The following is a 12388-nucleotide window of genomic DNA, read 5'->3' as shown; positions in this document are numbered from 1 at the left end:
AACTGGTTGCGCTTTTTTTATGTCGGTTCTATAAACAGTTTTAGTAGTGGCTGATTGATGTAGTAGTTACTGCGACTGATTTTTTCTTTCTTAAGCAATCCAATGTCAACTAATTGCTCCAGATACTTGGCAGCAGTCAATCGTGAAACTGATAGATCCTGCATCACAAAGTCAATTTTTGTGTAGGGATGATTGAATAAATTATTCAGTAACTCCTGACTATAAATTTTTGGCAATTGATTGCGTATTTTTTGCTTGTATTCCTGCATAAGTATTTTAATTTGCTTTATTAGTTCGATAGTCGCCTGAGCGGTTTGGATTACACCATCTAATACATAGATCAGCCAAGGTTCCCATTCATTAGTATCGCGTACAGCTTGTAACTGCTGGTAATACTCCGCTTTGGTTTGAATAAGGTAGCGACTGAGATACAAAATCGGCAAATCCAATAAACCCTGCGCGACCAAATACAACATATTAATGATGCGGCCTGTGCGCCCATTACCATCATAAAAAGGATGAATGCTCTCAAACTGATGATGAATAATTGCCATTTTAATTAGCGGGTCAGCAGCACAAAGGTCGGGGTCGTTTATATATTGCGCCAGGTTATCCATTAAGCGCTCTATGTCTTGCGGGTGTTGCGGTGGCGTATATACAACTTTGCCGGTCTGCGCATTTTTTAGTTCTGTGCCGGGTAATTTACGAAAACCGGCTTTATTTTCTTCCAGTATTTCCTGAAGGGTTAACAAATCACTGAGCCGAATTAACCCCGATTTACGCACAAATTCAAAACCGGTTTTTAACGCAACTGCATAATTTTGCACTTCTTTAGCTGCAGGATTTATATGTGCATCGGTAAATAATTCCGCTTTGAATAACTCGTCTTGCGTTGTAATGATATTTTCTATTTCCGAGCTATGTTTGGCTTCTTGCAGCGCAAGGGTATTAATCAGAATTGCTTCGTTAGGAATCGTCTCCGCTATTCCTTTTAGCTCCGCCAAATAACGATGAGCCAAGGCCGCCTTTTTCAAGGTGGCGCGGGTTTCAATCTGCTCAAGGTCGGAAATCGGCAACGGTGTTACGACATAGCTCATGGTCTGGTTCCATATGTATAGAAAACCACCAAATACTATACACATTACTTTAACGTGTATAGAAAAACAGAAAAGCTATACATGATGACAGTTATATGTATAGAAAAGACGTTTTACTTTGCTACCAGGATGCAAGGTCGTAACTATCAAACCAGATTTCTTATCTTCATCAACTTATATCAAGCTTAATTCAAACATATCAAACTAAAATAAATTGACCATAGGATAGGGGTTAGGTTATATTTTGATCATTCTGGTTGATATTGAGGGAAGAGTCATGCAGCGGTTGAACAAAAATTTGGCGATTAGTGCGTTTGGCAAGATTCGTCATTTATTGAAAACAAGTGTTATCCGCCAAATGGAAACGTTTTTTGAGCTGATGTCAGAGGATGGTCTGGTGAACTTGGGCCAGATTCGCGACGAACTCTATCCACAAAGTGAAAAAGGTAGTGCTAACGCATCCTTCAACCGGTTTATCAAACACATCAACGAAGAATTGGCAGCGCAGGGTAGCAAGGCGCGCCTCGCCATAACGGCAGACAAGAAAGCAGGTGATAAACGCGAGTGCTGGTTCGAAGCTGAGCCTGTTCAATTCCCCATTCCCCATACACCACAACTGGATGCGATTCCCGACGATCAGCTAGAGCAGAGCCAATTGGGCCAGCCGGTGTTGGATGTAGATATAGTGCTGATTACCTTTAACCAGTATGAACTGGAGCAAACCTTGAAGTGTTTTTGCCCCAATGCCCTAGCAGTACAGATGGAGGGGCACAACCGTTTTTACTATCAACTGGGCAAGCACGGTGGGCAGAATCTGGTATTAATGCATTCCCGCCAAGCCACCATAGAGGCAATGAAATCGACAGAGATAGCGATTGAATTCTTTCAACCCAATGCAGTTATTGCTCTGGGGATTGCGTTTGGAATCAACAGTGAAAAGCAACAGATCGGCGAAGTGCTAATTTCAGAATCCATCACTACCTATGAGCTGGCGCGAATAAATAAAGATGGCCGCATTACACCGCGCGGGCCTCGCCCACCCGCATCAAAACACTTGCGCGACTGGTTTCACCAGTTGGATGCCTATCTGACGAAAGAAAAAAGTGCTGAGTATGCCAAGCGTCATTTTGGCAGTATGTTTAGTGGCGACAAGCTGATTGATAATAAGGATTATCGCGATCAGTTATTGTCGATTGATCCTGAGGCCATCGGCGGCGAAATGGAAGGCACCGGAATTTACAATGCCTGTGAAGCATCTAAGACGGATTGGATTATCGTAAAAGCCATTTGTGATTTTGCAGATGGCGACAAAGGCAAAAATAAAGATGCCAATCAAAGAATTGCAGCAGAGAATGCCGCGCGTCTGGTAAAAGCCGCTTTGGAATTTGGCAACTTCTATCCAACTAAAAAAGTATCTTCGCCAGAAAAACTACGCACCAAACATCCGTTAAAAAACTTTCATGATTACACAGCCAATTGCACAAACTTACATGAAATAGATGAACGTGCCTTAGTAAAGGATGCGCGTGCGCTACCCACAACCTTAAAAAAAGAACAAGCAGCATTGCTTGAGCAAGAGCACACCAATGGTATTCCAGTAGTGGCCAGGTTATTGGATTGGGCGCGAGAACCACAGGCGAAATCAGTATTTGCAATACTGGGTGAATATGGCATGGGTAAAACTATCAGCTGCCAATTATTTGATAAGCAGCTGCGTTCACTGCTAACGCAAAATAAACTCTTACCCGTTCCTCTCTATTTTGATTTGCGCCATGTAACCAGTAAAACACTGGTAGACGGATTTCAATTTTCAGACATTATTAACGATTGTATTCGCTTTGGTTGGCTAAAAAGTGATTCCAGCGAGGAGTTCACCACCAGCGATATTGAACGCTGGGCAAACCAGTCGGGTGTGGTGTTGATATTTGATGGATTGGATGAAGTACTGGTAAAAATATCCGAATCCGATGGGCGAATTTTTACCGACCAACTTTATAAATACCAAGCAGAGCTAAAAACCAACAGCAAGCAACCGGTAAAAATGCTGCTTACTTGCCGCAGTCAATATTTTAAAACTCTGGATCGCCAAAAAGACCACTTTACCGGGCAGGAGCGCGGCGGTGTTAGTGCGGATGATATAGAAGCCATGGTAATGCTGCCTTTAACGGAGGAGCAAATTACCAACTACCTTCGCCATGCGTTACCGGGCATAGACCCAGCCACCATTATTGATATGGTGAAATCTGTGCATGACCTGCACGATTTAAGCAAACGACCTTTTACCCTGAAGTTGGTAGGCGAATTTTTTCCTGCGTTGGAAGAAGACCGCAAAGCAGGAAAAGCCATCAGCGGTGTTAGCCTGTACCGCCGTGTAGTAGACCGTTGGCTTAATAGGGATGATGGCAAGCATCAGATTAAAAGCGACCATAAATTGCAATTAGCGTCGCATTTGGCGGCATTATTGTGGAAGCAAAAGCAATCTGCCTTACCCGCGAATGAAATCGAAGATTGGTTTATGGGTTGGTTGGCAGATAATCCACGCATTGCGTTTCGTTACCAGAATGTTTCAGCAGATATTCTGGAAGAAGATTTACGCACGGCCACTTTTCTATGTCGGGAAGATTCTGAAGAGGGTAGCCACTTTCGCTTTTCCCATACCTCACTGCAAGAATATTTTTTGGCAAATTATTTATTGCTGGCGATTAGCGACAATAAACCGGAACATTGGGTTATTGCAAAACCCAGCCGCGAAACCTTGGTATTCCTCGCCCAACTATTGGCGGAACCTGAAAATAAATCGCTCTTATCAAAACTAAGTGAATGGCGAAAAAGCTATCGCCAAAGCACCTCCGAAAATTTACTCCATTATGCCTTGGTTGCTTATGAGTTAGGTTTTTCGCTGCCGGTTTTAAATGGCATACAACTCGCGGGCGCCAATTTGGCTGAACTAAGTATTAAGGCGAAGTCAAACAATCATATCTCACTTGAGGGTGCAAATTTTTCCGGTGCGAATTTACGCCGAGCAAAATTTAGTTTTGTAAGTTTAGACGGTACAAATTTTAATGAAGCGATTCTGGATAATGCCGAGTTTGATCAATGCCCATTAAACAATACGCAATGGTCAAAAGCTGAAATGACTGCTACACGTTTTTTCCGTTGCTCCTTAGCGGCAGCAAATGTTGCAACGGCAAAGGTTTACCGCAGCCGTTTGCTGAACTGCAATTCCTTGCCTGAAGCTGTGCAACAAAATTCACAGTGGTTAATTAACCAGCCAACTATTTCTACCCATGAACTTGGCAGCAACAGGCATTATTCGTATTCAGGGCATAACAATGGAATAACCAGTTGCGCGCTGAGTGCAGATGGCCGCTATCTGGTATCGGGTTCTTATGATCAGAGTTTACGCCTTTGGGATGTGAGTAGTGGCGAGTGTGTACACGAGTTTATTGGTCATAATGGATGTGTAACGAGTTGCGCGCTAAGTGCAGATGGCCGCTATTTGGTATCAGGCTCTGATGATGAGAGTTTGCGCCTGTGGGAGTTAAGTAGCGGCGAGTGTATTCGTGAGTTTATTGGTCATAAACAATATGTAACAAGTTGCGCGCTGAGTGCAGATGGCCGCTATCTGGTATCAGGTTCTGATGATGCGAGTCTGCGCCTGTGGGCGTTAAGTAGCGGCAACTGTGTCCGTGAATTTATTGGTCATGAAGCCGGGGTAACGAGTTGCGCGCTAAGTGCAGATGGCCGCTATCTGGTATCGGGTTCTGATGATAAGAGTTTACGCCTGTGGGAGTTAAGTAGCGGCGAGTTCATTCGCGAGTTTATTGGTCATGATGGAAGTGTAGCAAGTTGCGCGCTAAGTGCAGATGGTCGCTATTTGGTATCAGGCTCTGATGATGAGAGTTTGCGCCTGTGGGAGTTAAGTAACGGCGAGTGTGTCCGCGAATTTATTGGTCATAATGAATGTGTAACGAGTTGCGCGCTAAGTGTTGATGGCCGCTATCTGGTATCGGGTTCATGGGATAATAGTTTGCGCCTGTGGGAGTTAAGTAGCGGCGATTGTGTCCACGAGTTTATGGGTCATGGAGATTGGGTATTGAGTTGCGCGCTAAGTGCAGATGGCCGCTATCTGGTATCTGGCTCATGGGATAATAGTTTGCGCCTGTGGGAGTTAAGTAGCGGCGATTGTGTCCGCGAGTTTATTGGTCATAGCAGTTTGGTAACGAGTTGCGTGCTAAGTGCAGATGGCCGCTATTTAGTATCGGTTTCAGGGCGTAAGAGTTTACGCTTGTGGGAGTTAAGTAGCGGCGATTGTGTCCGCGAGTTTATTGGTCATACTAGTTGGGTAACGAGCTGCGCGCTAAGTGCAGATGGCCGCTATCTGGTTTCGGGTTCTTATGATAAGAGTTTACGTCTCTGGGAGTTAAGTAGTGGCAAGTGTGTCCGCGAGTTTATTGGTCATACCAGCTGGGTAAGGAGCTGCGCGCTAAGTGCGGATGGTCGTTATCTGTTATCGGGTTCTGATGATAAGAGTTTGCGCCTGTGGGAGTTAAGTAGCGGCGAGTGTGTCCGCGAGTTTATTGGTCATAAAAAACGTGTAACGAGTTGTGCGCTAAGTGCGGATGGCTGGTATCTGGTATCAGGTTCTGATGATGCGAGTTTACGCCTGTGGGAGTTGAGTAGTGGCGAGTGTGTCCGCGAGTTCATTGGTCATAAAAAACGTGTAACGAGTTGCGCGCTGAGTGCAGATGGCCGCTATCTGGTATCGGGTTTTAGTAATGCGAGCTTGCGTCTATGGGAGTTAAGTAGCGGCGATTGTGTCCGCGAGTTTATTGGTCATAAACAAAGTGTGTCGAGTTGCGCGCTGAGTGCAGACGGTCGCTATCTGATTTCTGGCTCTGATGATAGTAGTTTACGGCTGTGGGAGTTAAGTAGCGGCGATTGTGTCCGCGAGGTTATTGGTCATACGAGTCGGGTAACGAGTTGCGCGCTAAATGCAGATGGTCGCTATCTAGTGTCATCCTCAAGCGATGGCACTGTGCGCCATTGGTCGTTGGAAACCGGCGAAACAATAAAAGTGATATTCCATGCACCAGAATCCAACTACCTCACAACCGATGGCAAGCAACAAACAATCCTCGCCAAAAGCGAATACGCTTGGCGCTACTTCAACGGGTATTTTACTAACAAGAATGGTGAGCCAGAGAGTTTCCCTGTTGTCTAAGTTAAATCTGAAATAAAAGATAAAGCGCAGTCAGTGAAAATTGGCTGCGCTTTTTTATTGACGGATTTTTTTGAATCCAAAACGCAGTTTCCAGCATCCAACTAATCGAGTAAACCAAATTCCCTATCCCCCCAACTTGGGAATCGGGTTTTCTCTCCGCATGATTTATCCACCATTGGCAGCACCTGTGGTAGGTGGATAGTCTTCTCCGGCAGGTGCTGCTGCCGGAGTTTTTTCTGACCCTGCATATTCGTATGCCTATTCGTCGGGCCGGTAATCAAGGCGAATTGGCCGCACTCATACCCTGCAACCAGGGCTGCATCGGTTAATCCCATCACTGCGCTGCAGGACGAATACCTTATAAGCGGTAAAACAGATAAAAAATTTTTCACTGCCTGAATCCAAAACAGTCGGATACACATCAAAGCTAATAACACGGGCAAAATGCGCAGCACACCCGGCACTGACACTTGTCATTAGAGTGTTAAGCCAAAGTAAATAAGCCAGACATTTGAGTGAAAGTCTCTAAGCTGTCGGCTGAGCCCACAGTGTTCAATAACAGGAAGCTACCATGATCAAACTGCATAACATCCACAAGTACTATCACTCTGGCGAACAGCCACTGCATGTACTGAAAGGTATAGACCTGCATATTCGCGAAGGAGAGCTGGTATCGATTATGGGATCTTCGGGTTCAGGTAAATCGACCTTGTTGAATATCCTCGGCATATTGGATACCCATGACCAGGGCGATTATTTTCTTGCCGGGCGCGAAATCAAAAAGTTGAAAGAAAAAACCGCCGCAAAAATGCGCAATGAATTATTGGGTTTTGTTTTTCAATCATTCAATTTGCTGCCATTTAAAAACGCGACGGAAAACGTTGCACTGCCACTCTATTACCAAGGTGTGAGCCGCAAAGAGCGCAACTACCGCGCTGAACAATATTTGGAGATGGTGGGGCTTTCGCATCGCGCCAAGCATATGCCTAATGAAATGTCCGGCGGACAAAAACAGCGCGTTGCTATTGCCCGCGCGCTGGTCACCAAACCCAAAGTAATTCTTGCGGATGAACCCACTGGTGCATTGGATAGCCAAACTACGCAAGAAGTCATGGCGCTCATGAAAGAAGTGCATCAGCTGGGCAACACGATTGTGATCGTAACCCACGAGCAGGATATTGCCGATCAAACCCAGCGCCAGATTATTTTGAAAGACGGATTGATTGTCTCTGGCAAGCATTACCATTCCCATGTGGCAGATGACATTGCCGATCAGGATGAAGAAGCGATTTTGGGTTAGAAAAAGTCTTGGCTGAAAAACCGGTGGATCAGAAAAATCCCGGATTAAAAAACTTGGATGAATTGCCATGATTGATAGTTTGCAAGAAATTCTCTACACGCTGCGCATGAATAAATTGCGCACTGGCCTTACCGCCTTTGGCGTGTTTTGGGGAATATTTATGTTGATGCTGCTGCTCGGTGCCGGGCGCGGTATGCAAAATGGTGTGTATGAAGATTTTGGTTCGGATGTATTGGATTTTATTGTTGCTTACACCGGCACTACATCCGTTGCTTACAAAGGGATGGGGTTGGGGCGGCAAATCCAGTTGACGCTGGATGATGTTGAGGCGATCAAACAACAGGTTCCGGGCGTGCGTTTTATCGCTGCCGAAAGCACCCGTGAAGGTGTGTCGCTTGTATACGGGCGTAAAAGTGCGAGCTTTTCAGTGTTGGGTGTGCCTGATGAATATTTTGATGTGAAAGAAAGTATTCCGTTTAACATCGGGCGCAAAATTAATCCGCTGGATGAACAAGAGCTGCGCAAAATTGCGGTGATTGGCACCGTTGTTGCCGAACGTTTATTCGGCAAAGACGTTGATCCGATCAATAAAGATATCCGTGTAAACGGCGTGATGATGAAAGTGGTCGGTGTATTTTACGACAAGGGAAGCCGCGGCCGCGATTCTGAACGCATTTATATTCCACAGCCGACTTTTCAAAAAATATTTGGTGAAAGTAACCGCATAGGCGCGATTTGGTTGCGCCCGGAATTAGGCATGGATGGTTTTGAGCTGGAGAAAAAAGTCATCGAATTATTGCAGCGTCGCCATTCGGTTTCGCCGGATGATAAACGCGCTATCCGCTCCTTCAACATGGCGGAGCCAGCGAAGATGGTAAATGGATTATTTTTTGGGATTAACGCGATTATCTGGTTTGTCGGTTTGGGAACGCTCATGGCCGGTATTGTGGGTGTGAGCAATATCATGATTATCACTGTGAAAGAACGCACGCGCGAAATTGGCATCCGTAAAGCGTTGGGCGCTACGCCATTCAGCATTGTGGGAACATTATTATTTGAATCGATTTTAGTCACCAGTATCGCCGGTTATGCGGGATTGGTGATGGGTGTCGGGTTGATCGAATTAATATCGTTTGCACTAAATTCGGTGGGTGCACAATTGCCGTTTTTCAAAAACCCGGAAATCAATTTTCAAGTAGCGGTAACGGCAATTATTTTACTGGTTGCGATTGGTGCCCTTGCAGGGCTAATGCCTGCGGTGCGCGCGGCGAAAATTATGCCCATCGAAGCGATGCGCGCGGAATAACAGGAGCCACTGATGATTATCGATACCGAAAAGTGGCACGAGATTTTTAAAACACTCGGCCAACATAAGCTGCGTACCGGCCTTACCGCCTTCGGTGTTTTCTGGGGCATTTTTATGCTCACCCTATTGCTCGGTGCGGGCAAGGGTTTGGAGAACGGAGTTAATGAAGGTTTTCCGCGTGTACCCAATATTGTGTGGGTGTGGGTGCAAGGCAATACGCAGCTGCCTTATCAAGGTATGCCGATTGGCAGGCAAATCCAGTTCAAACCGGAAGATGTTGCCGCCATCGAAAAAAATGTGCCCAGCGTTGGTTTTATCCGCGGACAAAACTCCGTGGGTATCTGGAGCGGAACGCCACCCTACACCGTACACAAAGATAAAAACGGAACCTTTTTTGTGGAAGGCATTCACGCAAAAATGGAAAACATCAATTCATTGCGCATGATCCTCGGGCGCAGCATTAATGAGTTTGATGATCGTGAAAAACGTAAAACGGTGATCATCGGAACCCGCGTACGCACGCAATTATTTGCAGAGGGTGAAGATCCGATTGGGGCAGACATCACCATTAACGGCATCAGTTTTAAAGTAGTTGGTGTGTTTGAATCTCTTGCCAATGGCAACCAGCAACAAGAAGAGGAAAAGATTTACATCCCTAACGACACGCTGCGTTATGCGTTTAATCAGGTGGGTTGGATTGGTAGTTTTGTTATCCAACCAAAACCCGGATTGCATGCGCGTGTTGCAGAAGAAGATGTAAAAAAATATCTCGCGGAACTTAAAAAAGTCGATCCAAATGATGTAGGTGTATTCGGTAGTTTCAATTTACAAAATGAATTCGACAAGATTGAAGGTTTGTTTACCGGCATCACCGTTTTCAGTTGGGTAGTTGCAATAGGCACCATCATGGCGGGCGCGATAGGTGTGGGCAATATTATGTTGATCGTAGTGAAGGAGCGCACACGTGAAATCGGTTTGCGTAAAGCGCTGGGCGCAACACCTAATTCGATCATCGGCATGATTGTGCAGGAATCTATTTTTATTACCACGGTTGCAGGGTATATGGGCTTGGTAGTAGGCGTGCTGATTTTAGAAGGTGTAGGGCAGTTATTAGAAGCGGGAGGCGGTAAAGCAGGATTTTTTGGCAAGCCGGAAGTGGATTTTGCAACCGCGTTTAGTGCATTGGTGGTGCTGGTTATTTCCGGACTGCTCGCATCAATGTTGCCTGCTGCAAAAGCCGCAAGTGTTAACCCGATAGTGGCATTACAAGATGAATAATTTTTACAAAACTAATTAAACGATCTAAATATTTTTTAGCAATAGTAAAGAAGGACACCATGAAAAAATTTATTGGCTATGCAGTTTTAGTATTGATCGCAGTTGTGTTTATTGGCACGGCGGTGTTCTTGTACAACAAATCCCAAGAGAAGCCGGTCACCTATACATCGGATGCGGTATTCAAAACCACCATTATCAAAAAGACCGTAGCGGTAGGTAAAGTAATTCCTCGCCGCGAAGTGGAAATTAAATCACAAGTCTCCGGTGTAGTAGAAAAACTCTATGTCATTGCCGGCCAGAACGTGAACAAAGGCGATATTATTGCCAAGATCACACTGGCACCCAACATGGTTATGCTCAACCAGGCCGAGTCGCAACTGGAAACCGCCAAAATCAATTTGCAAAATGCGACGATTGAATTTGATCGCCAGAAAAAACTGTTTGCCGATAAATTAATTTCTGCATCGGAATACAATAAATTTTTATTGAATTACGATCTGCAAAAAGAAGCCGTTACCTCAGCAGAAAATAATTTGTTGTTGATGAAATCCGGTGCCACCAAAAAATCGGACAAAGTCTCCAACATGATTCCGGCAACCGTCACCGGCATGATTCTGGATTTGCCCTACAAAGAAGGAGCATTCATTGTTGAAACCAGCTCGTTCGGTGCAGGTACTACTATTGCGACCCTGGCCGATATGAACGACATGATTTTTGAAGGCATGGTAGATGAATCCGAAGTTGGAAAAATCCGCGAAGGCATGGAGCTGGTTCTGGATGTAGGCGCACTGGAAGGCGAACCCTTTACCGCCACACTGGAATATATATCCCCTAAAGGTGTAACCGATCAAGGCACTATTAAATTCCAGATCCGCGCGGCAGTAAAACTGAGCGAAAAATTATTCCTGCGCTCCAACTACAGCGCTAATGCGGACATTGTATTGGACAAAAAAGAAAACGTAGTAGCGATCAATGAAGGTAACTTGATCGTAGAAGAAAAAGCACAATTTGTGGAAGTAGAAACCGGCCCACAAAAATACGAAAAACGCGAAGTCAAAACCGGCATTTCTGATGGCATCAATATCGAAATTTTGGAAGGCTTGAAAGAGGGCGATAAGATCAAACATCGTTAATATAGACAGTTGAAAATGGTTTGAAATAAAAAGAGCGGCTTGCGCCGCTCTTTTTTATGGACAAAAATTCTTGATAAGCAAAGATTATTTTTTGGTTGCAGAAATTTCCAGTGCCATCCAATAAATAGTGGTGGGTCCTTCAAAGCCGGAATCGGTTCCTAATAAAACCCACAGGTTTCCTTTGTCGTCGGTTACGGTGGTATAAGCACCTCGTTCAGTTGTCAGCGTTTTCTTTTGGTAAGTGTCTACAACATCAGTCGCGCTACATTCCTGGTGGTTGGCAAAATCGCCCGCGATAATCGCATCGCTGCCGCCAGCGGCTTGATTGCCTTTATCCCAATTCAATAATAGAAATCCGGCACCGTCATTGGCAGCTTTAGGTTCATTTTTGGTGGCACCGACTTTGATGTAAACACTATTGCCAGGAGAGCCGCCTATGCCAACGCAATTGTTTTGTGCGTTGGTGCCAAAGGTTACTTTAAAGCGCATGTCGTAACGGGTGTTAGGTTCAAGCCCTTCCACTTTCTTGGTGGCAAACATAAACAAATCATCGCTGTGATTATTGCCGGTAATTTTTAGCCCTTTACGCTTGGTATCCAGTGCCGCAGGTAAATTGCTGAAGCTGTGCCCTAATTCATAAAAGGTTTCTTCACCCGATGGGTAATCTGCAAAACCGACCTTCCAACCGGTAATCCCTTCATTAAAATCAATCTGCAACATTTTGGTATTGGGATCAGATTTTAAATCATCGCTGTCACTGCCACAGGCGCTGAGCAAACCAACAAGTGGCAGGATGAGCAGGGATTTTTTCAGTAAACCGGTATTGATAAATGCAGGTATTTGCATGTCGTACTCCAGATAGCATCGTCAGGGTTTGATGGATTGCACTGGATGGATTGTGTGCGTAAGCGCAACAGTAATCTGTGGGGGATATGTAGTGAGTCGTAAAAAAGTGTAACTGGTAAAGCACTATGGATATTTTTAACAATAATAATCTGGCAATTTCTATCAGTTTGGTAAAATAAAAACCCCCAGCTATTAAAAAATAGC

7 protein-coding genes are annotated in these 12388 nt (G+C 45.0%); 5 read left to right on the top strand and 2 right to left on the bottom strand.

Features of this window, described 5'->3' with window-relative positions:
- Positions 1 to 17: 17 nt before the first annotated feature.
- Positions 18 to 1097, bottom strand: coding sequence for a Fic family protein (locus tag B2739_RS06680; RefSeq protein ID WP_331345081.1), 1080 nt, complete (start codon positions 1095 to 1097; stop codon positions 18 to 20).
- A gap of 277 nt (positions 1098 to 1374) precedes the next feature.
- Between B2739_RS06680 and B2739_RS06675 the strand changes: the two genes are divergently transcribed.
- From B2739_RS06675 to B2739_RS06655, 5 genes are all read left to right on the top strand, one after another.
- Entirely contained in the window at positions 1375 to 6321 is a 4947-nt protein-coding gene (locus B2739_RS06675; RefSeq protein ID WP_331345080.1) for a pentapeptide repeat-containing protein, read from the top strand.
- A gap of 571 nt (positions 6322 to 6892) precedes the next feature.
- The gene (locus B2739_RS06670; RefSeq protein ID WP_331345079.1) at positions 6893 to 7621 is read left to right on the top strand and encodes an ABC transporter ATP-binding protein; all 729 of its coding nucleotides are present in this window, start codon (positions 6893 to 6895) and stop codon (positions 7619 to 7621) included.
- A gap of 67 nt (positions 7622 to 7688) precedes the next feature.
- Positions 7689 to 8927 carry an ABC transporter permease gene (locus tag B2739_RS06665; protein WP_331345078.1) on the top strand — a complete coding sequence of 413 codons (1239 nt, stop codon included), beginning with the start codon at positions 7689 to 7691 and terminating at the stop codon, positions 8925 to 8927.
- Positions 8928 to 8939: 12 nt separating this feature from the next.
- Positions 8940 to 10205, top strand: a complete 1266-nt coding sequence (locus B2739_RS06660) for an ABC transporter permease (RefSeq protein ID WP_331345077.1) — start codon at positions 8940 to 8942, stop codon at positions 10203 to 10205.
- A 59-nt stretch (positions 10206 to 10264) separates the two neighbouring features.
- Positions 10265 to 11338, top strand: a complete 1074-nt coding sequence (locus tag B2739_RS06655; protein ID WP_331345076.1) for an efflux RND transporter periplasmic adaptor subunit — start codon at positions 10265 to 10267, stop codon at positions 11336 to 11338.
- An 84-nt stretch (positions 11339 to 11422) separates the two neighbouring features.
- Here the strand turns inward: B2739_RS06655 and B2739_RS06650 are convergent, their stop codons facing one another.
- The gene (locus B2739_RS06650; RefSeq protein WP_331345075.1) at positions 11423 to 12184 is read right to left on the bottom strand and encodes a hypothetical protein; all 762 of its coding nucleotides are present in this window, start codon (positions 12182 to 12184) and stop codon (positions 11423 to 11425) included.
- Positions 12185 to 12388 lie beyond the last annotated feature (204 nt).

It is taken from the genome of Cellvibrio sp. UBA7661 (assembly GCA_002483365.1).
In the GTDB taxonomy this organism is placed as follows: Bacteria; Pseudomonadota; Gammaproteobacteria; order Pseudomonadales; family Cellvibrionaceae; genus Cellvibrio.
This window is presented reverse-complemented; position numbering and strand designations above follow the sequence as displayed.

Excerpts from the sequence above, each read along its gene's own strand:
- B2739_RS06660 (WP_331345077.1), top strand. The coding sequence starts at position 8,940 with ATGATTATCGATACCGAAAAGTGGCACGAGATTTTTAAAACACTCGGC.
- B2739_RS06670 (WP_331345079.1), top strand. The coding sequence starts at position 6,893 with ATGATCAAACTGCATAACATCCACAAGTACTATCACTCTGGCGAACAG.
- B2739_RS06675 (WP_331345080.1), top strand. The coding sequence starts at position 1,375 with ATGCAGCGGTTGAACAAAAATTTGGCGATTAGTGCGTTTGGCAAGATT.
- B2739_RS06650 (WP_331345075.1), bottom strand. The coding sequence starts at position 12,184 with ATGCAAATACCTGCATTTATCAATACCGGTTTACTGAAAAAATCCCTG.
- B2739_RS06665 (WP_331345078.1), top strand. The coding sequence starts at position 7,689 with ATGATTGATAGTTTGCAAGAAATTCTCTACACGCTGCGCATGAATAAA.
- B2739_RS06655 (WP_331345076.1), top strand. The coding sequence starts at position 10,265 with ATGAAAAAATTTATTGGCTATGCAGTTTTAGTATTGATCGCAGTTGTG.
- B2739_RS06680 (WP_331345081.1), bottom strand. The coding sequence starts at position 1,097 with ATGAGCTATGTCGTAACACCGTTGCCGATTTCCGACCTTGAGCAGATT.